13 protein-coding genes are annotated in these 22951 nt (G+C 67.6%); 5 read left to right on the top strand and 8 right to left on the bottom strand.

Annotation, left to right across the window (positions count from 1 at the left end; all coding sequences use genetic code 11):
* The first annotated feature begins 11 nt into the window (after window positions 1-11).
* A complete protein-coding gene (locus ABIA73_RS01110; RefSeq protein ID WP_279207077.1) occupies window positions 12-410 on the top strand; it encodes an OsmC family protein in 399 nt (132 codons plus the stop codon).
* Between the two features lie 78 nt (window positions 411-488).
* Here ABIA73_RS01110 and ABIA73_RS01105 read toward each other — a convergent pair whose 3' ends face one another.
* The 6 genes from ABIA73_RS01105 to ABIA73_RS01080 form a co-directional block, all read right to left on the bottom strand.
* The gene (locus ABIA73_RS01105) at window positions 489-818 is read right to left on the bottom strand and encodes a hypothetical protein (RefSeq protein ID WP_025874385.1); all 330 of its coding nucleotides are present in this window, start codon (window positions 816-818) and stop codon (window positions 489-491) included.
* A 96-nt stretch (window positions 819-914) separates the two neighbouring features.
* Window positions 915-2654 carry a putative porin gene (locus ABIA73_RS01100; protein WP_279207073.1) on the bottom strand — a complete coding sequence of 580 codons (1740 nt, stop codon included), beginning with the start codon at window positions 2652-2654 and terminating at the stop codon, window positions 915-917.
* Window positions 2655-2696: 42 nt separating this feature from the next.
* Window positions 2697-3398 carry a cell envelope integrity protein TolA gene (tolA, locus tag ABIA73_RS01095; RefSeq protein ID WP_051501606.1) on the bottom strand — a complete coding sequence of 234 codons (702 nt, stop codon included), beginning with the start codon at window positions 3396-3398 and terminating at the stop codon, window positions 2697-2699.
* A gap of 3 nt (window positions 3399-3401) precedes the next feature.
* Window positions 3402-3815, bottom strand: a complete 414-nt coding sequence (locus ABIA73_RS01090; RefSeq protein WP_025874382.1) for an ExbD/TolR family protein — start codon at window positions 3813-3815, stop codon at window positions 3402-3404.
* 10 nt (window positions 3816-3825) lie between these two features.
* Window positions 3826-5610, bottom strand: a complete 1785-nt coding sequence (locus ABIA73_RS01085; protein ID WP_354275270.1) for a DUF2341 domain-containing protein — start codon at window positions 5608-5610, stop codon at window positions 3826-3828.
* 37 nt (window positions 5611-5647) lie between these two features.
* A complete protein-coding gene (locus tag ABIA73_RS01080) occupies window positions 5648-7270 on the bottom strand; it encodes a ShlB/FhaC/HecB family hemolysin secretion/activation protein (RefSeq protein WP_313282048.1) in 1623 nt (540 codons plus the stop codon).
* Window positions 7271-7471: 201 nt separating this feature from the next.
* On the opposite strand from ABIA73_RS01080, the gene ABIA73_RS01075 reads away from it, so the two are divergent.
* Window positions 7472-7813 carry a hypothetical protein gene (locus tag ABIA73_RS01075; RefSeq protein ID WP_354275269.1) on the top strand — a complete coding sequence of 114 codons (342 nt, stop codon included), beginning with the start codon at window positions 7472-7474 and terminating at the stop codon, window positions 7811-7813.
* Between the two features lie 7 nt (window positions 7814-7820).
* Here the strand turns inward: ABIA73_RS01075 and ABIA73_RS01070 are convergent, their stop codons facing one another.
* Window positions 7821-8279 carry a hypothetical protein gene (locus ABIA73_RS01070; RefSeq protein WP_354275268.1) on the bottom strand — a complete coding sequence of 153 codons (459 nt, stop codon included), beginning with the start codon at window positions 8277-8279 and terminating at the stop codon, window positions 7821-7823.
* Between the two features lie 116 nt (window positions 8280-8395).
* On the opposite strand from ABIA73_RS01070, the gene gspH reads away from it, so the two are divergent.
* From gspH to ABIA73_RS01055, 3 genes are read left to right on the top strand one after another with little or no spacing between them, the layout of a single operon-like run.
* Window positions 8396-8842, top strand: a complete 447-nt coding sequence (gene gspH / locus ABIA73_RS01065) for a type II secretion system minor pseudopilin GspH (RefSeq protein ID WP_354275267.1) — start codon at window positions 8396-8398, stop codon at window positions 8840-8842.
* The gene (gene gspI, locus ABIA73_RS01060; RefSeq protein ID WP_354275266.1) at window positions 8839-9201 is read left to right on the top strand and encodes a type II secretion system minor pseudopilin GspI; all 363 of its coding nucleotides are present in this window, start codon (window positions 8839-8841) and stop codon (window positions 9199-9201) included. The genes gspH and gspI overlap by 4 nt, the downstream gene beginning before the upstream one ends.
* Entirely contained in the window at window positions 9198-9812 is a 615-nt protein-coding gene (locus ABIA73_RS01055) for a prepilin-type N-terminal cleavage/methylation domain-containing protein (RefSeq protein WP_301864546.1), read from the top strand. Before gspI ends, ABIA73_RS01055 begins: the two co-directional genes overlap by 4 nt.
* A gap of 612 nt (window positions 9813-10424) precedes the next feature.
* Here the strand turns inward: ABIA73_RS01055 and ABIA73_RS01050 are convergent.
* Entirely contained in the window at window positions 10425-22826 is a 12402-nt protein-coding gene (locus tag ABIA73_RS01050) for a putative filamentous hemagglutinin family protein (protein ID WP_354275265.1), read from the bottom strand.
* Window positions 22827-22951: the final 125 nt, after the last annotated feature.

Here is a 22951-nt window from a genome sequence, read left to right as displayed (position 1 = left end):
CGGGGATTCCCATGGCCTACGCACGCATTGTTTCGACCGCCGACAACTACCTGCACCACATCAGCAACGGCCACTTCGATGTCGCGGCCGATGAACCCGCTTCGCTCGGCGGCCAGGGCAAGGGCTTCGCCCCGTTCGACCTGTACCTGGCCTCGCTGGCCGCGTGTACCGCCATCACCCTGCGCATGTACGCGCAGCGCAAGGGCTGGGAGCTGGGCGAGTTCCACGCCGAGCTGCGTTCCGAACGTGATGCGGATGGACGCTTCCATGTGCACCGCGTGCTGCATGCCACCGCCGAGCTGAGCGATGCGCAGTGGCAGCGCTTGCTGGAGGTGGTGGAAAAGACCCCGGTGACGCTGGTGATGCGCGAAGGTGCACGGATCACCAGCGAGCGCGGGGCTGCTGTCTGATCGCCGGGCATGGCCCGGCGCTACCGGAGCAGCCTGGCGCCATCAGGTAACGCCGGGCCATGCCCGGCGGCCCTGGTTTCAACGCCGCGAATGCAGCACGGTGCGCTGGCGCATGGCGTTGAACTCCTGTTCGACCTGCTGGATGTCTTCGACCTGGAAGCCGGCGGCATCGAGCAGCTGATCGGCCGCGGCGGCAGCCAGCGGATCATCCTCGCGCTGGCGCCAGCAGCGTGCCGGCAGGAAATAGCCGACCTCGCTGCGCCCGCGCATGATGACGACCGGCCGCCCCGCATACAGCAGGAATTCGGCCAGGTGCTGGCGCAACCCCTCCACCGAGACATAGGCCGGCCCGATGCCCAGTGCCTGCGCGGCGGGCTCGGAACTCTCGAACAGTTTGCGACGGCTCATCCACTCCTCCTTTGTGCAACGCGTGGTCTCCTTTCCTAGACGGGCGCATTGCCGCGCCCCCGCCACACGTGTCGTGACTGTGGTCACGCTGTCCGATCAGAAACCGGTATTGAACTCCAGCTGGAACACGTCGATCGACAACGGCGGGCCCGACACTTCCTTGGCCGCCATCCACTTGCCGCTGATCCAGCTGCGCGCGTCCAGCGCATAGGCGCCGCCCACGTAGTAGCCGCGCGCATTGGTGCCGCCCAGGTGGAAGTTCGGATCGTTGTAGGCATCGGGCAGTGCATCGGCCTCGATCCGCTTGTAGCCCAGCAGGGCCTGCCACTGGCCCTTCTCCTTCAGCTCGGTGGCGCCGAAGGTGGCCTGCAGCATCCAGGCGGTGTCGCCGCTGCGGAAGGTGTCGATGCTGGCACTGCCACCGGCACCGTAGTTGTTGACGATGCCGTTGTTGGCCCGCGCGAACATGGCCTGCTTGTCATAGGCCAGGTTGCGGATGTAGTCCGCATCCAGGCGCATGCCGATGTCCTGCGCAAGCTGTGTATCCCAGCGCAGGTTGAAGGTCGCCAGGCGGAAGGCAGAAGCCAGGCCCACGTACTGCGGCGTGGGCGTGTTGGCCGGATCCAACGGGTTGCGGGCGATGTCGCGGATCAGCATCAGGGTGTTGCCCTTCTGCATGAACGCCGGCCGCGACCAGTCGGTATCGCAACCGACCGCACCGGCGTACAGCGCGCAGGGAGACGACAGGCGACCGCTGATGTTCTTGAAATCGTAGTAGCCCAGTGCCGCGCGCAGGCTGTTGTCATCGTTGAAGCGCCAGTTCACCCCCACCTGCGCACCGGACAGCCACTTGTTCTCGTTGGGCGTCTTCACCCGGCTCTGGCTGGGCGCGCTGTCGGAGGTGTACTCCAACGGCACCACCGCCAGGTTGCCGAACAGGCCGACGTCCTCGGCGAGGTCGTAGCTGAGATTGGCCGCCAGGCCGTCGAAGTTCAGATCGTTGGAGAACAGCGTGTCACTGGTCCAGAACGGATTGCCGAAGCGTCCGCCGCGCACCGTCACCCAGTCGGCCGGGCTGTAGGCCAGCCATGCCTGGTCCAGCCACACGTCCTTCTTGCCCAGGCCACCGCCAAGCTGTTCGGTGGTGGACACCGGCCCGTTGCTGCTGCCGCTGGCCAGGCGCACGCCTGCGGTGGTGTGCTGGCCGATCGTCGCTTCGATGCCCAGCCGTGCGCGGATGCGCCACAGATTGCGGCGGTCCTGGCGGGTGTTGAGCAGCGGCGGCAGCTGCAGGTTGGTGTTGTTGTTGGTATCGAAGCCGTTGCCGGCGTTCACCGAGGCCCAGTTGGTCTCGATGTCGCTGTTGCGCTCGGAGTAGAAGCGCGATTCGCTGCGCACACGCATGTCACCGCTGACCTTGATGCGCTTGGTCCACTCGGCCACCTCGTTCGGCGCGGCCCAGCCCTCGGCTTTGGCCTGCGCCATCACGTCCTGGCGTACCTCATCACGGATGCCATCGCGCACGCTCTGCGGCACGTACGGCACACGCACATCACCGGCTTCCAGCGCCACGCCGCCGCTGCTGGCTGCGCTGACCGCGGTGCCGCGTTGCGCAGCCGCCGCTTCTGCTTCGGCCTGCACCAACAGGGCCTGGCCGTCTTCGGGCTTGAGCGCGCCGCTGGCGATCAGCCCCTTGATCAACTTGACCAGGGTGGTTTCGGCAGCCATCGCACCGGCCGGCGCGGCCAGGCTGAGCAGTACGGCGCAGCACAGCAACGCCCGTCGGGCCGGCCGTGGGCGGCGGGATGCGGTTCGAGCGCGGTCGTGGTCGTTCATCACGGTTCTCATCGAAAGAAGGGAAATCACGGAAGTCATCGGTCACGCGCCGGGACGGCGCCCCTGGATCAGCACGCGCGCGGGGAAATCCAGCGACGCTGGTGGCATCTGGTCGACCTTGCCGATCTGTCGCAGTGCTTCAAGCACGGCCACGTCGGCCTCTTCGTTGCCGCTGCCACGCACCAGCTCGACCTTCTCCAGCCGGCCATCGGGCGCCAGCCAGACATTCACCTGCAGCTGGAACGCCAGGCGCTTGACCCGCGCATCGCGCGAAATCGCCTGCTGCATCAGATAGCCCAGGTAGCGGCCATAGCTGGCGTTGCCGGCACCGCCGCGGCCAACGCCGGACGAGCCACCGCCGCTGCCCGACTGGATGCCGAAGTTGTCTCCACCAGCCTGTGCATCAGCGTCCATGGTCACCGGGTCGGCGTTGTCCGGCGTCGGCGTCGGTTCTTCGGCCGGCGTTGGCTGTTCCAGCGGCTCCGGCTCGGGCACGGTTTCTTCCGGCGGCGTCTCCGGCTCAGGCGGCTTTTCCGGTGGTGGTGGTGGAGGCGGCGGCGGTGGTGGCAACGCCAGCATCGGCGGCTGCACCACCGGCCGGCGGGTGCTGGCGGTGTCCTTGAACAGCAGCCACCACACGGCAACACCCAGTACCAGCAGCGCCGCCAGCACCAGCGCGATCGTCACCAGCAACTGGCGTCCGCGCGTACCGGGCTCCTGCAGGGGTGGTCGATGACCGGCCATGCCTCAGCCCTGCGCCTTGCCGGTGACCAGGCCGACCTGGGCCAGCTCCAGCCGGCGCAGCAGATCCAGCACCTCGACCACGCGCGCGTACTGCACCTGCGCATCACCGCGCACGATCACCGGGAAATCCGGCGAGGTTGCCCGTTCGGTGCGCAGGCGGTCCTCCAGCTCGGTCATCGTCACCGGGTAGGCATCCAGGAACACCTGGCCACTGGGGTCGATGGTGATCGCCTTGGTCTTGGGCTTCTCCAGTGCGGTGCTGTTGCTGGCCTTCGGCAGGTTGACCTCGATGCCGGGAATGGAGGCGTTGCTGGTCAGGATGAAGATCACCAACACCACCAGCAGCACGTCGACGAAGGGCGTCACGTTGATGCCCTTCTCGCGCTTCTTGATGCCGAACTTCGCCTTGTAGCCCATGGCCGGCCCCTCAGCCCTGGACCACGGCCGGGCCGCGCCCGTCCTGCTCTTCGGCCAGGCGGGCGGCGAACTCGTCGATGAACACCGCCATGTCGGCGCCGATCGCTTCGGCGCGTGCCCCCAGCCAGTTGTAGCCGAACAGCGCAGGAATCGCGACGCCCAGGCCGGCGGCGGTACACAGCAGCGCTGCCGCCATGCCCGGGGCCACCGAGTTGATGTCCACCGCACCGGCCATCGCCGCCACCACGAACACCAGCATGATGCCGATCACGGTGCCGAACAGACCGACATACGGTGCGCCCTCGATGGTGGTCGACAGCCAGTTCATGCGCCTCGCCATCGCTTCCTGTTCGCGCACCATCACCGCATCCATCGACGCGCGGATGGCGGCGATGGTGGCCGCGCTCAGGTAGCCGGAGTTGCCATCGCGCTGATGACGCTGCTGCATTTCATCGATGGCCACCTGGTAGATGCGCCACAGCGAGCCATCGTGCATCGCCGTCGGCACCTTGCCCTGCCGGTCCATCTCGGACAACGTGCGCAGCGGCACGCCGGAGAGCTTGCTGAAGCTCTCGGTGAACACCGCATTGGCCTTGCTGGTGCGGCCGAAATGACGGCTCTTGGCGATCATGATCGCCCAGGACAACAGCATCATCAGGCCGAGGATGGCGACCACCACCCAGGCATCGAACGGCATCGCCTTGAGGATGAAGGCGAAGTGGCTCTGCCCGGCCGACTGCTCGTCGGCGCCGTAGCTGATCAGGCGCGAATCGGCGCCCTGCGCGGTGGCATCTGCCAGCAGCAGCGCCGCCGGGCGTGCTACGCGTGAGATGCGCAGTTCATCCAGCGCGCCATCGAAGTTGGCCAGCGGTTGCGCCGCGCCCGGCGCATCGGCACCCACCACCGCTGCGGTGGTCAGTGCCGGCAACTCACCACTGAGCTGGGCCACCACGCGACCGTTCAGATACAGCTGCAGCGACCCTTTCTCGGCGGTAACCGCAACATGCGCCCACTGCCCTTCCGGAATCGGCTGCGCCGGCGTGCTGCGTTGACCGTTGAGCTGCACGAACGGCACCCGGTTGTCGATCCCCACCACCAGCTCGGCGCTGCCGTCGCGGCGGGCATAGATCGCCTGCGCGGTGGTCAGCGCGCCCGGTTTGATCCAGGCAGAAACGGTAAGCGGCGCACCCGCTTCCTGTGCCAGCGAAGCACTGGCCGGCAGCGGCAGTGGACCAGCGCCCAGCTGCACGCCACGCCCGATCACCGTGCTTTCCGCCGCAGGCACTACCGCGCCGGCCGTGTTGCCGTAGGCCGTGGTATCACGCGCCGGCGCATTGGCTTCGGCAAAGTGGTAGACCAGCGTGTAGTCCGGATCGAACACCTGCTGGCCATTGCCGCTGGCCGGTGCCTTCGCGTTGCCGTAGTACATCCAGATCGTCTGCGGTGCGCTGGCGGTCAGTGCCGGAACGTCCACCCAGACCAGGGCCAGGCCCAGGTTCGGGTCGAACTGATCGATCTGATGGGCCAGCACGGTGCGACCGTCGGCAGAAACGAAACGCAGGTCGTTGCCACCCTCCTGGGTGCCATCAAAACCGAAGTTGCCGGTATGCAGGCGCAGCAGCAGCGGCGTACGCCCGGGGTTGCCGGTCAACCCCGCGCCCTGTGGGCCTGCGTCGACGGTGATCGGCTTGCGGTACTTCCATTCGGCCTGCCACCAGTTGGCATCGGCCGCGGCGGCGGGCAGCGCGATCAGCGCAGCCAACAGCAGCAACATTCGGGAAAGCAGACGGTCCATGCAAAAGGTCTCCGGAGAACGCATCTCAAGGGAAGGGTCAGTAGCTGGTGCTGATGTTGAAATGCAGCCGCGGGTCGTCCTTGCGCGTGACCGGGCCATCGGCGTAGGGCCAGGCGTAGTCCAGGCGCAGCTGCAGGTGTTCGCCCAGGCGCAGCTGCGCGCCCAGCCCGACCGACGCCAGGTTGTACTTGTCGCGCTGTTCCGGCAGCGGCTGACGCAGGCGCAGGTAGGCCGCGTCGGCGAAGCTGTACAGCCGCAGGTCGGTACCGCTCCACAGCGACCACGCCGGGGTGCGCCATTCCAGGTTGGCCAGGCCACCGTAGTCGCCGATCGCTTCGGCCGACAGGTAGCCGCGCACGGTGTACATGCCGCCGGCGGCGAACTGTTCGGCCGAGACCAGCGGTGCATCGGTCGCCTGCAGCGAGCCACGCGCAGACCACTGCCAGTCGTTGCCGAAGGTGTGCGTGTTGGAGACATCGGCCTTAAACGCCACGAAACTCGGATCGGCCCAGTAGCGCTTCTGACCGAAATCGGTGGCGTTGCTGCCGTAACCGAACAGACGCCGGGTTCCCGCCACCAGCTGGGTGTTGATGCTCAGCTGATCGTGCTCGCCCTGGCGCACGCCGACGAAGGCCAGCGTGACCGGTGCGTATTTCAAGGGCGTCTTCAGGCTGTCCTTGCCCATCTGCGTGTCTTCTTCGGTGTCCTTGAAGTCCACGCCGAGGCTGAGCTGGCGCCACCAAGCGCTGCTGCCCGGCAGGCGGTAGTTGAGCTTGAGACCAATGGAATGACCGTTGCCGATCACGTTGGTGCCGGTGCCCGTGCCTGCGCCGCCTTGTCCGCCGGCATTGAGTACGCGGCTGTCGGACGTGTAGCCCGATGCCTCAAGACTCCACGGCGTGCCCTCGAAGGGAACGGTGTAGGAGGCGGAGAATACCTTGGCCTGGTCGGTGTCTTCCGGCGCGATGAACACGCCGATGCTCGCGCTGTGTCCTCGCCGCCACAGGTTGTCGTGGGCCAGCGATGCACTCAGGCGCAGCTTCTCGGTATCGGCGCTATGGTCGTTGTTGAGCGCCGCACTGGCACGCCAGGGTGACTTTTCTTCCACCTGCAGGTCCACATCCATGGTGCCCGGCACCTGGCCTTCGCGCACCAATGGCATCACCTGGCGGCGGCCCCCTTCGTTCAGCGCCGTCAGTTCCTTCTGTGCCTGGTCGAAATCGGGCACGCGCCCTTCAGCCAACGACGGCACCCGCTCGCGGATGCGCTCGGGTGAGTCATGGCGGGCACCGACCACGCGCAGCTGGCCAATGGGCGTCTGCTGCACCTTCAGCAGCACCACGCCCGCATTGACCTGCTGCTCGGGCAGCTCCACATAGACCGATTGGTAGCCGGCCTGCTGGTACAGCGCGTTGACTGCATCGCGCGCCTTCTCGACATCGGCGAGCGTTTTGCCGGGGCCGAGGAACGGTTCGACCGCGCGTTCGATCTGGCGCGCATCGAGCACGGTGTTGCCGCGCACGATGTACTCGTTGATGTTCACCGTGGGCGCTGGCGCGGCGTCCTGCGCGAACGCTGGAGACGGCAGCGACGCCAGGGCCAGCAGCAAGGGATGCAGGCGCAGCGGAAGGCGAACGGCACGGCACGGAACGGGAGTCATCGAAGGCATCGCGTCGTATCGAAGGGAATGGCCAGGGAGCGGCGCGTGGGTCTACCAACAGGACGTGCAGGCCGCGTCAAAACCGCCAACAGTTTTGTGACAGCACTGTCATCTGCTGACGATGCTGAAACAGGCGCAGGCGGACACTTCGCCTGGCACACGTCTTCATTGCAAAGCGCTTGCTGCCTCGGGAGATTCAGGATGCACGCCACTCTGCTTACGCCAAGCCGCCCCGCCCTCTGCCTGACGTTGGTTCTGGCTCTGGCTTCGCCCTGGGCGCGGGCCGAGCAGGCTGCCAAACATGCAGATGCAGCGCCATGCATCGAAGTACAGGTCAATGGCGAGCGCATCCCCGCCTGGGACTGCCTGCAACGCAAGCTGGCGCCGGCAGAGAACAACGCCCTCCATCCCAATCTTCCCGAGGCCGAGCGCTTGATGCGCAAGCCCGGCAACCAGTTGCTGCAATACAACCTGGAGGGCACGCGGCAACGCATGGGCGATGCGTTCGGGCGTTCGGTGGTGCCACAGCGCCCAGCGCGCTGAGCCGTGTTCAGTGCCGCCCCAGCGCGGTGGGGACGATGCCATCGGTAGGCATGGACGGCAGTTCGGGCACGGGCAGCGAGCGCGGCTGGCCTGCCTGTTGCAGTTCAACCGCGTTCGCGCTGATTGCTGCCAGTACCGTGGATGGGCCGAGACGCTGGCCCGGTGCATAGGCCTGGGCAGGCGCCCCATCCACCGACAGCAATGCCAGTGGCGCCTGCCGCCCTGCCATCACCCCCAGCACGGTCACCTCGGTCTGTACTGCACCTGGCGAAAGCAGCCGCACCAGCGGTGCGCTCGCAGCGTCGTCGAAGGCCGGGGCAGCGGGTACGGCGACCTGCACCGTGGCGGCGGCAGCGCGAGCCGGCGCCATGAACAGGGCCATGCCCCAGTATCCCGCCACGGTCAGCAGCAGCATGGCCGCCAGCAGGGTCAACGTGCGATTGCGATCCCAACGCCTGCCGTCCATGTTCCGCACCTTCGCCAGGTTCCTGTGCGGCCACGCTAGCAGCTGACGCTGACGCTTTTGTTTCATCATCCGCGCCTACGCTGGCAGGTATCGGCAAGGACGGGAAGCGATGTGCGATGCAAGGCAGACCACGCGGTTTCACCCTGATCGAACTGATGGTGGTGCTGGTCATCATCGGCATCTGCACGGCGGGTATCGGCCTCGGCCTGGGCAGCCTGCTCGACCCTGCGCGGCAGCTGCGCCAGGAATCGGAGCGGCTGGCGCAGCGCCTGCAGGTCGCTCGCGATGAAGCGCGCATCGATGGTCGGCCGATCCGCTGGCAGGCCACTTCAGAGGGCTACCGCTTCAGCCGCCGCGACAGCCAGGGCTGGGTCGAGCTGCGGCGCGATGACCTGCTGCGCCCCCAGCAGTGGCAGACCCGTGGCATCACCGTTCAACCCATGGCCGCCATCGAGCTGAGCCCCGAATGGATTGGTGTGCCGTGGGAGCTGGCGTTGTCGCTGGACGGGCGTCGACTGCGTCTTCGTGATGATGGCAGCGGACAATTGCAGGTCCTGCAGTGAAAAGGCAGCAACACGGATTCACGTTGATCGAGGTGCTGATCGCGTTGGCCATCGTGTCCATCGCATTGGCGGCGGTGATGCGCTCGGTGGCGGTGGCGACCGATGACCAGTCGCGTCTGCGTGACCGTCGGCTGGCCCTGCTGTGTGCGCAGGACCGCTGGCAGGAGCTGCGTCTGTCCGCACAGCCACCCGGCAATGCGCGCCTGCTGTGCCTGCAGGGGCGCACCCGCTTCCTGGTGCAGCAGCACCTGGGCAGTGGCGCCGACGGGCAACCGCAACTGGAGCTGAGCGTAATGGCCGAAGATGCACCGGAACAATCGCTGACACGCCTGCAGCTGCCGTGGACGCCGGCGCCATGAAACGCGCGGCGGGCGGCTTCACCCTGATCGAAGTGATGATCGCCATCACCATCATGGGCGTGCTGGCGGTGATCTGCTGGCGCGCACTGGACAGCGTGGCCAACAGTGACCAGCGCCTGCGCCAGGCCGATGCCGAGACCAGCACGGCGATGCGGGTGCTGCAGCAGTTCCAGCGTGATATCGAGATGCGCGCTGACGATGCACTGATGAACGGCGCGGTGCGGCCGGCCGATCAACCCGCGCGGCTGCTGCCGCCGTCGTTGACCAGTGAGCGCCACCCCGATGGTGGCTTCACGCTGGAGATCACCCGCAGCGTCGGTAGTGATGGGCTGCAGTGGCAGCGCGTTCGCTGGTGGCGGCAAGGCAGCACGTTGTGGCGTGCCAGCGGTGCGCCTTCCGATCATTATCCGCTGCCTGCGCCCGAGCCAACGCGCGGGTTGCTGGTGGCCCGTGATGTGCAGCGCTTCGAGGTGCGGGCGTGGCAGCCAGGGGTGGGTTGGGCGATGCTGCCGAGCCAGGGGGAGGTTTTGCCGGCTACCGGCCTGGAGTTGCGGTTGGGGTTGCGTGATGGACGCGGACCGTTGAGCTATCGGCGGGTGTTGGCGCTCTGAGAGGAGCATCCACGCATGGCGTGGATCTACTGCCAGGCCTGCTTTGCTGCCAAGCCTGCTCTGGTGGGTGCCGACCGTTGGTCGGCACTGAAACTGACCCAGCCATCCACGCATGGCGTGGATCTACTGGACGACATCCACGCATGGCGTGGATCTACTGGACTGCATCCACGCATGGCGTGGATCTACTGCCGGGCCTGCTTCTGCTGCCAAGCCTGCTCTGGTGGGTGCCGACCGTTGGTCGGCACTGAAGCTGACCCAGCCATCCACGCATGGCGTGGATCTACTGAGAGGCATCCACGCATGGCGTGGATCTACTGGACGCCATCCACGCATGGCGTGGATCTACTGAGAGGCATCCACGCGTGGCGTGGATCTACTGAGAGGCGTCCACGCATGGCGTGGATCTACCGCCCTCCTGCCGCCGGGCGCTGTCCCGCGCCCGGCGGCGCCGTGTCGGTGGTCCTCACCGCTGATGGCTGCTCCCTGCCCTCGGTGCCGTCCTGGCTGGGGCCACCACCGTTCCCTGGCAGCTGGCCCGATCCTGTGTTCTGCGCGTGGTGGGTGCGGACCTTGGCCCGCACCGTTCCTCCATCCACGCATGGCGTGGATCTACTGCACCTGCTGCTTGCCCGCGTCTGCCCGGGCCTGCGGGAACTGGAAGGCGCTGTTGACGTCGTAGCCCGCGGCGGCGGCCGTGTTTCCGCGCGTTGGCGGGTCGATGCTGCTGCTGGCACTGCCGAAGCCCAGGATCTGCACGCTGATCACCGACGGCTGGTTGCGCCGCGCATCGTCCTGGCTCTTGCGCATCACGTCCTGTGCGGCCTGGCTGGCGCTGTTGGCCGCAGCGCTTGCCGACGCGAGCGCGTTGACGTTCACCGAGGCCAGTACCGGCAGGCCCTTGCTGTCGCCCTGCACCTGGATATTGGCGGCGTTGAGCACCTGCAGTGCCGCCAGGTTGATGTTGCCCGACACGCGGATACCCGCCTCGCCGGCATCGATCGTGCCCAGCGGCGCGATCAGGTCGACATCGCCCGGCGCCACTTCGGCGATCGGGTTCAACGTTGCGATGCCGGCGCCGCTGGCCGGTGCCTGCGGCGACAGGATGACGTTGCCCCAGGTGTCGTAGACCCGACGCGGCGGGGTGTACAGCAGCGTGGTCTGCGAGCCACGGCCGGCGTTGATGTCGCCCTGCTCGGACCACGCCAGGATGTCACCACCAAAGGTGGTCATCACCCGCGACAGGCCCAGCAGCACGCTGTCCTGGCTGAACAGACGGATGTCGCCCTGGCCCTGGGTGACCAGGCCCGCGCTGGCCGGAGGTACCACGCCCTGCACGCCCACCACGATCTGCCCGCCTGGCGCCATCAGCTCGATGTTGCCACCCGCTTCGGTGCGCACACCGGAGCCGCCATACATCACGATATCGCCAGTACGGTTGATCGTTGCGCCATTGGCATCCTTGTCCGGCATCAGCGTGGCGATCGCTTCGCGCCCGCGCAGGTAGGAACCGAAGCGCGGCCCTTCTGCATTGGTGTACTCACGACCACCTTCGCGTAGTTCAGCGTAGTAGACCTGGCGCAGGAAGATGCGCTGCTGCTCCTTCGGCAATGCGTCGAACACGGCCAGTGCATCCAAGCCTTCGCTGGATGTACCGAAGCGCTGCTGCAGCCACTGCTTCAGTTCCTTGTCATAGATCTTCACCGCCTTGCCGGGCTGCGAAGCCAGCGATTGCGCCGGGTCGGCGAGCGCGGCCGGATCCAGATAGCGTGCGCGCAGTGCATCGAAATCAAGATGCTGGTTGCCTGCGGTCACCGCAATGCTCGCACCCGGCCGGGTGTCACCCTGCACGATACCGCCGAGGCTGACGATGCTTCCCGCCTCTTCCTGGCGCAGCTGGCGGCCGGCGCTGACCTCGACATTGCCGGGGCCGGCCACCGTCAGATTGCTGCGGATGATGTCGCGGCCCGCGTCGATCCCACTGATATCGGTACTGCTGGTGTTGAGCGCGGTAACGTTTGCATTGATGACATCGCGACCGGCGCGCAGCTGTACTGCCGAGCCCGCTTCGTACCAGTCGAACACGGTGCGCCCGTTGTTCCCCGTATCGCGCGACAACTGCCGCCTGCTGCCGCTGCCCAGCCCGATGATGTCGCCGGCCACGGCATAGAATCTGCTGGCTACAGTTGGGGTAGTTGGTAGCAGCGCGCCGAGCGCTGTATTGGGACCGAACGCGAAATACGGCAGCACGGCCTCAGGGTCGGCCCTGCCCCCGTCCACGGATACGTTGCTGCGCACGGTTCCGGCATTTCCCGGCCCCCGCGCGATGAAGCCCGGATCGAACGGGCCCGGAACGCGGGCATCACTGCTGGAGCGCACAATCTGGGTGGCCTGTTCGGCAGCCAGGATGGATCCTCCTGCCAGCACCTCCAGTCGACCCGACGCCGAGGGCGCCAGCAGGATGACATCCTGGGCACCGAGGGTGGCGCCGCTCGCCCGCAGACTGGCGAGATTGATGTTGCCGGAGGCCGCCACGGCGCTGAACCGGGACGGATACAACCAGTAGTTGAGGATGACGTCACCATCGCTGGGGCTGATGTCTATCACCTCCCTGCCCTGGTTGCTTCCGCTGGCATGCTGCGTGCCGACCAGGCCCGGCGAAAGGTTCCCGCCTGCCGAGAACAGGTCCAGTGCGGTGCGTTGTGTCCACAGCGAGAACCAGCTCGAGCCCGACGCGTGGCTGCCATCGTCCAGCAGGATATCGTTGAAATTGGCCACCGGCACCCGCCCGGGGTCGGCCGCACTGCCCAGCACCACATCGCCGCGCGCCTGCACCAGCGCGGTGGAATCACCCAGGATGAGCACCGGCCCCGCCATCGCCACCGGGGCGTCGGCCACGAACGGATTCTTCAGCCCCAACGTTCCGTAGCTGCTCTGTATCGCACTGACACCACCAATGCGCGCCGCCTGCAGCAGTGTGCTGCCGCGTAGATTGGTCACGGCGCCATTGAGATCCAGACCCTGCAGGAAACCTTCGGGCTGCTGCGCGCTCGCGCGCAGGCCGGGGTTGAGCGCTCCGCCGCTTCGCAGCGTCAGGTCGCCGCCCCCCGTCAGATGCAGCTCACCGTCGCTGACGCGTCCGGTCGACCCGACCGCAGCGACGATCGCGCTGGAATGGGGCGCCGTCAACAAGCCCAGGGCATTGCCCATCGGCGAGATCACGCCCGAGTGGCGGCCGGCTTCCAGGGACAGATTGCCCCCACCCAACGTGCCGAAGCCGGTGAAGCCGACCATGCGGGGCGTCGCGTCCAGTTCGGCGCCGACGGTGCTGTAGGTGCCGAAGTTGATCCACCAGCTGGTTGCTGTGGTCTGCACACCTTCCGTCGTGCCCGAACCCTGCCGCCACAGCCAGCCTCCCACCGCGGCACTGGAATGCCCGGCCTGGTCACGTTGCGCCGTGCCCGATTCGGAGCGGCCGGTCCAGACATCGCCGATGATGTCGCGCCCCGCTTCAACACGCAGATTGCCGCCCTGGTCCGGGTACCAGGCCTGGTAGCCGGCGATGGCCGCGTCATAGGATCCGGAGGCCTGCGTCGCGCCGAGCAGCGCGGTGTTCATCGGTTTCGGCGCACGTGCCGCGTTGAAGCGCGCGTCGTTGCCGTCGCCCAACAACGTCGGCGCACCTGCGGTGTACACGCCGAAGCCGGACTTCATGCGAACGTCCTGCGCGGCCAGCAGTGCCAGATCACCCTTGCCGGTACGCAGCACGCTCCAGGCCGGTGCCCCCAGCCGCTTGCCATAGGTCGTGACTTCCGTCAGCGTGCCGCCGCCATAGCAGTAGCCCATTGCCGCGCAGATCTCTTCCTCCGACATGCCCATCTCGGCACCCAGTTCCGAAGCCGGGCGGCCGACCCAGGATTCATCGCCCCACCATGCCAGCGAGCCTTCCTTGTCCACCAGGCGCGGCGCGGGGCCGCAGAAGGAGCCTGCACCACAGATCTCCGCCTCGGTGGTCCCGATGATCTCGGCCACCTCGGCAGGTGACTTTCCGGCCAGACTCTCATCGCCCCACCAGTACAGAGAACCCTCCAGATTGACGATGCGATCACCCTTCCATTCTGTCGTCGTGGTTACTGTCCCGATGGTGCTGTAGTGGCTGTCGGCCAGCACGATGCTGCCGTCACTTCCCCAGCGGCGAGTACGCGGATCGGCGGCGGTCGTATCGGCACCGGCCACTGCGGTCAGATCCCACGACGTGGTGCCGTCGGGCAGCATCGCCGCCAGCGCCCAGTTGCGCCCCTGGCGCCCGCTGGCATCGGCCGTTCGCAGCTTCACCGGCGCATCGCCGGCCAGCTCCACCTTGGTCATCGACGGGATGATCGCACCGGCATGCAGGTCCAGTGCGCCGGAAAGCTTCATTGCCATGGGCAGGGCGACACCGGCCGGCCACACCTGTGCGGCCACTGGCGCCGGCGTGCGCAGGCGGAAGCCAGCGCCCAGGCGGGCACCGGACTGCAAAGCCAGCGCCTGTGCCAGCACGGTACCGGCCGCCATCACCTGTCCGCTGCCTGTCGTCACGGCCGCGCCCAGAACGGTACCGGCGGGCAGCAGCAGCGGCCCGGACAACACCATCTCCGCCGGCAGCACGGTTCCCGCCGGCAAGGTTACGGCCTCGAATGGCAGTGCATAGTTCAGCGTGGCGCCAGCACGGAACTCGGTGCCGCGCTGCAGCTGGACACCTTCGCCGGGCACGATCAGGTCGCCGCCGAACGCGGTGTTGGGCGTACCGCTACTGCGCCCTTCCAGCAACACCCAGCCGTCCTCATCGGGATTGGCGGGCGGCGGCGCGAAGCCGTCGTTGATGCTGCCATAGACATTGATATCGCCCTCGGCACGCAGCACCAGCGCGGCCGATTCACCGAAGCCGCGGCGCGCAGGATCGAGCCGGTTCGACTGCGGTCCGTAGCGATAGCCGGACAGATCGATATCGCCGGCCACGACCAGATCGCCACGCGGGTTGTCACTGCTGGTCCGCGCCACGATCTGCACGCCGGGGCGCAGGCGGTAGCTGCCCAAGGCGGCAATGCGCTGCTGCAATCCCGTATTGACCAGCGCGGCGTTCATCCACTGGCTGTTGTCCGGGTCCACCACCGTATCCAGCCATTGCTGGTTGATCACCTGCGGACGATGGCCGTGCACGTCCGGAGCGCTGGCCAGCGGCGCCGAATCATAGCTGCGGAAGGCGTTGACCTGGAGATCGCCGGCACCGGCAATGCGGATGCCGCTGGCCACCTCGATCGCTGCATCGTTGGTGCCCACGCGTGGCACGTTGAGCTTGACGCTGCCGCGCGCGCGGCCGTCGTTCTGGCCCGGGCCGCCACCCGTGGCCACCGAGGTGCCGCTGCGCAGGTCCATCGAGGAGGCCGCACCCAGCTGCAGGCCGCCATTGGCCGAGGTCAGTTCGATCATGGCCCGGTTCGGGCTGTCGATGATCTTGCCGTAACTATCGACGCGCAAGGCGCTGCCATGCGCGTCCAATGTTCCGTCGATACGCAGCACATCGCGGGCGGACAGGCGGATGCTGCCGACCTGTTCGCCACTGGCATCAATGCGGCCATTGACGAGCAGACTGCCACCATCGACGCTGATATCAACGTTGCGTGCCTTCACTTCATCGCCGATCACCAGGTCGCCTACGCTCAACTGGAACGTCCGGCCACCGGTAATGCCACCGGCGGTAAGCCTTGTATTCAGTCCGGAGAAATCCTGCAGCTGACGCGCACGCAGCACCAGTTCGCCGCCGTCGTAGGGCACTTCGGTGCCACCAGCGTCGTAGCGGCCGCTGGCGCCGCCAAGCAACGTACCCGCCAGATCGACACGGCCGCCCTGCGCGCCCAGCGCAGAAACCGTCAAGCGGCCGCCGCGGTTGTTGCCGGCGGAAAGATCGATGCGCGACGCCGCGTCGGCAACGATGTCACCGTCACGGCTCGACAGCGCTACGTCGCCGCCCCAGCTGTACTTGTCCACGTCGAACAGGCTGACCTTGCGCCCGGCCATGTCCAGCACCGCATTGCTGCCGAGCACCACGTCCTGGCGTGCATTGGCCTCGAACCTGCCGGACGCCAGCGCCACCCGGCTGTCGATCACAACGCGCTCTGCCGCTATCGACAGCTCCGCACCCAATGCATCGCTGCCCGAGTTTGCCGCAGCGCCGTGCAGCTGCACCGTGCCGCCGTTGCGGATTGCCAGCTGCGCACCCGCGTTACCGGTCAGCAAGGGGGTGACGATATCCAGCGCGCCGCCGCTGAACTGCCAACCGCTGCCTGCCACATAGTCGCCCTGCCGCTGGAAGACCTCGAGGCTGCCCTTGCCCGAGAACAGCATGCGATCAGACGCTGCCAAGGTAACGCCGGCGAAACCGAGCACCCGACGATCCGCGGCCACCGACGAGCTGGGCCGGGTGAGGGGCGCACGTCCCAACTCCAGCACCCGTGTATTGATTTCCAGCTGTCCTTGGCCAAGCCGGCCCACCATCGCCTCGCCGGCCGGCTGGGTCTGCTCTCCGCCGGGCAATGTGGTGCCGGCCAGCGTACCGTCCCAGACCAGCGTATCGGCGAAGATGCGCGCGCGATCGGTAGCGGTGCCGTAACCGTGAATGGCCGGTGCGCCCAGCACCAGGCTGCGCAGGCTGCTGCGTCCGGTTGCGCCCTCACGGGTGTCCAGGTCCACGCTGCCGAAGACATTGATGGCATCGCGCGCGGTCAGGCTGAGGGCCTCCAGCGCCGGCGCGCCGGTGGCGGTGTTTCCCCGCAGCAATCGCTGCAACACCTCCTGGTTCATGGTCATGCCGACCGGCAGGCCGCCGGCCGCCGATGCCGCCGCAATGGCTTCGGCGCTGCCGAGGTTGAGTGCCGACATGCCCAGGCCGAGCTGGCGCGTGCCGTAGCTCACCGAATCACCAATGTTCAGGGCGCCGTCGGTGACCACGTTGATGCTGCCTGCCGACAGCAACCGGGTCTGGCCGCTGCAGTCCAACGCGCCTCCGCCGATGTCGATCGCCACCGGACCTGCGGCGCCTCCGCCCTGTGCACTGAGCGCCGTCAGGCGCTGGTTGGACACGGCAAGCAGGCCGCCCGACACCAGGTAGGGCGCCGTGGGCTGCGCAACTCGCGACGGATCGGCCCCGGTCAAGGTGTCGATCACAGCGCCCTGCTCGATCAGGATCCCCTTGCCTCCGAAGGCGGCCGACAGCAGCACTTCCTGCGCCGTCAGGTTGACGCCGTTGCGCACCACGATGTGCTGCGCGCTGCCTTCCAGCGAATAGGTCGTCGCGTCACGTCGCAGCACGCCGCCAATCAGCATCGTTTCCGGGCGGAACGCATTGAGCGCGGAGTCGAAGATGGTTGCACCGCTGCCGCTGCCGGCGCTGTCGCCTTCGGTGGCAATCTCCAGCACCGCGCCATTGGAGGTGCGCAGGTTGACCGAAAGCGTGCCGCCGCGCCCGTCATTGCTGCCGGCGTTGAAATGGGACAGGCCCTGGAAGATCGCGGCCGGCACGGCCGAACGTCCTGCGCCGTCGCCCAACACCAGGTTGAGGTTGCCGGCGTCGGTCGGCCGCCAGCGCAGCGCTTCGCCACGCCGCTCGGCCACGCCCTGCACGAACGCGCTGTAGGAGGTCTCGTTGTAGCTGGCATGGCGGCGCACCACCTCCGCCGGCGTCAGCACCAGATCGGTGAGCAGCGGTGAGACACCAACGCCCAGGCTCTGCGCCTGGTGTCCACTGACGCGCCAGGAGCCAGTGCCGGTCGCCACTGGCTGGCGGCTGCCGACGGCGCTTTCGGCGCCAACTTCGACGCGGAATGCGCCCTTCTGCAGGGCGTAGCTGGCCGGCAGCAACGTGTAGGTTCCCGCCGGAAGGCCGGGAACGCCGGCGGTTATGACGATCTGTTGGCCAACGCGCGGATCGGCACTGCCGTCAGCGGTGCCCAGCGGCGCCTGCGTGCCCGAGCGTCCCGGCATGATCGCGTAGACCGCATTGTCACTGCCGCTGAAGCGGTAGCGCGGGTTCGCATCCGCCAGCGCATGCCGCAGGATGTCCACCGAGCCACCGCGCCCTGCCACGAACGCGGCACCGGACAGCTCGCCTCCGCCGGACACATCCAGCACGCTGCCCGCCGCGCCACTGAAGGCATTGGCCACGATGTCGATACCGATCGGGATGCTGATCGAGCCGGGGCCCAGTACATCGAAGTCGGCACCGTTGCGGCGCCAGCTCACACCGTCCACGGTGCCGCCAAAGGGCAGCGCCAGCCCGGCGCCACTGATGGAGGTCACGCTGCCGGCAAGCAGATCGACACGGCTGGCACGATTCGAGTTGAACTCGTTGCCGCCCAGCTGCACGCGGCCCCACGGCGCCTGCACCGTGCCGCCCTGCACCACCGTTGCCGCCACCAGCTCCAGGCTGCCGAACGCAGAATCCGGTGCCGGTTGCGCGCCGCCCGCAATGCCATGGATGCGCAGCACGGCGTCGGGGTTCTGCCAGGACGGCACCCCCGAAGGACCGATGTCGGGAACGCCGGCCACGATGCGTCCCTGGGCCCTGGCCGCAGGGAACAGGCGTGCGGCGCTGATATCGATCGAACCCGGGCTTGCCAGCGTGGAGATTCGTGAAGTGCTGGCGACTGGCGCCAGCATGCGGATGTCGCCGCTGCTGCGCAGCCCGACCTGATCAAAGCCGGCCAGCCAGGTGACGTCGCGCAGCTCGATCAGATCGGCGTCCACCTCCAGGCGATGCTGCCGGCCGGTATCGAACGGTGCCTCCAGCGGGCGCAGCGTGCCTTCCCCGGCCGGCTGCCACCAGCGCCCCTGCGCAAGGCGGACATACGGCGCGGCCAGTTGCAGGCGGCTGCCCGCGCTGTTGCCCGGGACGAAGCCGAGGTATCGCTCGTTCACGCCTTGCAGGCGCAGGCTCTGGTCCATGCGCAGATTGACATCTCCCTGGGCGCGGATATCGCCGAACAGGGCCAGATGATCGAAACCACCGGCCTCGACCTGCTCCACCGACAGTGCCGCATGGCCGTATTCAAGGCGTGCAGGCAGGCTCGCCGTCTGCGCGGCGTGCTGGGTCAGCGAGATCACCCGCGGCGCCAGCACCTCCTTACCGTCTGCCGTTCTGCCGTAGGTGCCGCCACCGAAGGCAACACCAAGGGTGCCACCGCGCGCACCGTCGCCGCCCGCCGCTGCATCCAGTTCGCCGTGCAGGTACAGGGCATTGCCCGCACGCAGCACGATGCTGCCGCCATCGCTGTCGACCCGGGTACGCCCGCTGCCATCGATATCGAGCAGCGCCGAAGCACCGGACGCATCCAGCCGTGCACCGCGCTCCACCACCACGAAGGTATCGGGCGGCAGATGGCGCACGTTGTCCTGGTCTTCCCAGTCCAGCGCCCCCCCGATCTCGATGGTTCCGCCCTTGCGCACCTGCCCGCGCAACGTCCTGCGCGCGTCGGGCAGGGAAACGGTGTCCCCACTCACGTCAAGCAGTGCGCCATCGGTGATCGTCCACTGGCGCTCGCGGCGTGCATCGCCGCGTACGCCCGACGGATCGAATGCCTCGTCCAGGCGGATGCGCCCGCCGGCCGCCTTCAGACTACCGGCCACAGTCAGGTTGCCGGCGCTGAACAGTTCGATCGACTGGCCCGGGTCGACCTCGATCCTGGCCCCCTTGCCAACGCGCAGGTCGGCCGTGGACAACAGATGCCCGGCGCGCAGCGTCAGGCTGGCGCCGCCACGCTGCGAGACGCGTCCGCTGGCTGGATCGGCCTCATACAACGATGGCGTCCAGGCCTGCACACCCTGCTCGCGGGCCAGTGCCTGCTGTGCGCCCTCGGCCAGCCGCAGCGCCGGTCGTTCCACCTGCAGCTGGGTACCCTCTTCAACCGTCAAGCCGTTGTGGCCGGCGATGTCATAGCCGGCAAAGCCACTCTTGAACAGCGCTTCCTGCAAGTGCAGCGACGCCGCCGATGCGTCCGTGCCAGGCGCGCCGATGGCCACCGCACCGCCTGTTGCCAAAGTGAAGTTGCCGCTGCCGTTGCCGAGCGCACTGAAGCGTGCGTCCTTGCCGATACGCAGCCGGCCACTGCCGTCGGTGGCGACCTCGGTACTGGCCGCGAGCAGGCTGACACTGCCCCCCTTGCCCACGCGCCCCTTGCCATTGGCATCGATGACACCACCGGCATCCACCGAAATCCGTGCACCCTCGCCCACGTTGATGTCGTGGCTGCCGTTGAAGCGCAGCTGTCCACCGTCGATCCACGCCTGTGCGGGACCGCCTTCCGGCGCGGCAAGCGCGTTGCTCCAGCCGCCGCCAAGATCGATCCGCGCGCCCGCCGCAACATCGAGCGCGCCGCGCCCGGAGGACAGCAGGGCCGTCGGCCTGCCGAGCACCAGAAGCAGGTTGCCGGCCTCCACCTGGCCGCCGGCAATCTGCACCGTTCCGCCGAGGCTGACGCGGCTTGCGGCAAGGCCAAGCCGGCCGCCCTCCTGCAACCTGAGCGTGCCATCCAGATCGATGCGGCCGGCCGAAGCGAGGTCCACCTGCCCCCAACGCTGGGCGCTCAGGACCTCACTGTCCAACCACACGGTATTGCGCTGTGCCTCCCCGATCGGCGCCTGCAGCGTCCACGGCCGGGTGTCGGCCTGGAGCTCTCCGATGCGGACCTGTGAATCGAACACTGCACTGCGCCCGGTGTTGTCGAAACGCCCAAGCCAAAGCTGGGCGTTGCGGGCCGCCGCCGTCTGCGCCTGCGTGTACCCGTCCTGTCCCTGGTCTGGGCGGCGCGTCTGCTGCACGCCCTGGAAGGCCACCGTATCCACCTGGCCCTGCAGGACGGCCGTGGGCGCCGAGATCAACAGGCGGCCGGCGTCGCGTCCCACGGTGTAGCCATTGTCGAAGCGCTGGCCAGGGGCAACCAGTGGATTGCGGAAGGATTCGGTAACCCCCCAACGCTCCTGCTTCAGTTCGTAGCCCTGATACAGACCGTCGTACAGCATCTCCGCCGGCGCATCGTCAAGCCGGTACAACTGGCCATCGCGCCCACGCAGCCAGCTCTGCTGGACCACGCCGGACTGCACATCCAGGCTGCCACCGGCCAGATTGATGCGCGAACCGGCGTGGCTGACCACTTCCTTGCCTGCCAGCTGGACGGTGCCGCCCTGCGCCGCCCATTCGCTGATCGAATGCCCCTGATTGTCCAGGTAGCCACCCACTTCCAGCAGGCCGCCGCCGGCATACCAGCGCGTACCTTCATAGCCACCGGTACCGGCGGCAACTTCGATCAACTGGCGGCGGTCGATCCACACCTCGCTGCTGATCAGCTTGCCGCTGTCACGGTTGTCCGGCGAATCGCGCAGCTCGTTGCCCTGCACCTTCACCTTGACGTTGTTGCTCTCCATCGCCACCTGCACGCCCACCGCACCAGAGACGTCCACGCGCGCGCCATCATCCAGGTAGCTGCGCCGGCTGGCGTCGGCGATCACCTGGCCGCCGGTGGCCACCGCCAGCGAGCCGGCCTGGAAGTTCACATCGCCGCCGGAGACGACTTCGATGCGTGATTGCTCCCGGCGGTCCTGCAGCCGCGAGAGATTGTCGAAGGTGCCACTGTTGCTGGCGCCACGAAGCTTGTCCTGCTCGGCCGATTCCTTGATGAGGACGTCGCGCTGGCTGTCAAGCGCGGTGGTCTTGCCATCATCTTCGATCAGCACCGCCGTCGTCGAACCCGTGGCCAGCGTCACGCTGCCCTTGCTGTCGGAGGACGAACTCAGCAGATGCACGGTGCCGCGCTGGTTCAATGTCGTTGTGGCCACCGCCACGCCGGCCTGTTCGACCGTGCGGCCGGCAAGAGTGACGTCGCCCTCGCGCGCCTGGATCAGACCGCTGTTGCGAACGCTGCCGGCCGTGCTGTCGGTGACGAAGCGCGGCGCGATCTCATTGCCCCGCGTGGTCGACGCGGTGTTCTGCGCCGTACCCGCGCCACGGCGGATCACGAAACTGTCGCCGGCTGCCAACTGGGTCTGGCCCCTCCGGGTTTCGATCTGGCCCGCATTCTCCACGCTGTGGCCGGCCAGCAGCACATAGCCACCGCCGCGCGTTGCGCTGGTGGGCTCATGCGTGGTGATGCGCGCACCACGTTCAACCATGATCTTGCCCACCGCATCGGTCAGGGCGGACGTGTTCGCATCAACGCTGTACAGACCGTTGTCACGGAACTGCGCGTCGCTGATACGTGCTGCAGCAGCCACCAGGTTGCGGACGTTGACCTGGCTGTTGTTGCCGAACACCACGCCGTTGCGGTTGGCAACGAACACCGTGCCATTGGCCTTCAGCTGGCCGAGAATCTGACTGGGCCTTGCGGCCGGATCATTGACCCGGTTCAACACGGCCCAGTCAGCGTTCTGCAGGAAATTCAGCGTGGTGTTGCCACCTATGTTGAAGGTTTCCCAGTTCAGGATCGCCTGGTCGGCGGTCTGCTCGATGCTGACCTGCACCCGGCCGTCGGCGCCCTGCGACTGGGTCGCTTCGCGGGCATTGATCCAGCCACGGGTCAGCGGATTCTCGTCCACCTTCAGGCCATCCTTGCCCAGCCCATCGGCCACCACGAAGCCCGCCTCCCGTCGCGCCTGCCTGGCCTGCTCCTGCATGCGCTGCTGCAATGCGATGGCCTGCGCGGCCGTGCCGAGGTTGTCGATCGACTGCTGCAGCTTCTGTCGCGCCGCATCCTGCTGTTGTGCAGGCAGCTGGAACTGGATCGGCGCGCCATTGGGCATACGGCCACTCTGCGCTGCCGCACCTTGGGCGGCGCCGCGGTCGGCGAACCAGCCGGGGCTGAAGGCCTGCTGCGCCTGGCTGGCAGGAGCGACCACGCTGCCCAGCGCCACGGCCACGGCCCAGGCCATCGGGTGGCTGCGCCAGAGGGAGGCGGAAAAACGGGCGGCGGGCGAATGCGGGTGCGACATCGGGGACCTCGTCAACCTGATGGGCCGCGTCGGCCGCGGCGAGTACGAAGGGGGCCTGCGTAACGCATGCCCTGCACCTGATAGACGGTGGCCGCGGCGTGAAGACGACAGCTCAGCGCGGATGC

The organism is Stenotrophomonas sp. 2694 (genome assembly GCF_040548715.1).
Classification (GTDB): Bacteria; Pseudomonadota; Gammaproteobacteria; order Xanthomonadales; family Xanthomonadaceae; genus Stenotrophomonas; species Stenotrophomonas indicatrix.
This window is presented reverse-complemented; position numbering and strand designations above follow the sequence as displayed.